At 56.8% G+C, this 266-nt stretch carries 1 pseudogene; it reads right to left on the bottom strand.

The features are described from left to right. Positions 1-187 (bottom strand): annotated as a pseudogene (locus tag ACW5W8_RS24080) (hypothetical protein); the annotation flags it as partial. Positions 188-266 lie beyond the last annotated feature (79 nt).

Here is a 266-nt window from a genome sequence, read left to right as displayed (position 1 = left end):
ATACGCCGGTATCAGCTGCACCGCTCTTGTTATAGGCATAACGGAACAACCCGATATCGGCGGTATCGCCAAACCAGTCTGCCCATTCCGCTCCGCTGGTCGCGGTTACATCAAGCGCGGCATCGTAGGTAATGGTCTGGGCGGCCGATAACATCAGCCACCCTTTTGACGGCAGGAAAGTCGCCATGACTTACCTCCAGGGGCCAGTCAGGTCAAAGCCCATCAGGCAGGTCTGCCCAGCGGTATAGTTATCTTCCTGAAACCCC

Source organism: Aeromonas aquatilis (assembly GCF_054052405.1).
The sequence above is the reverse complement of the archived record's forward strand: the minus strand, read 5'-3'. Positions and strand labels throughout refer to the sequence as shown.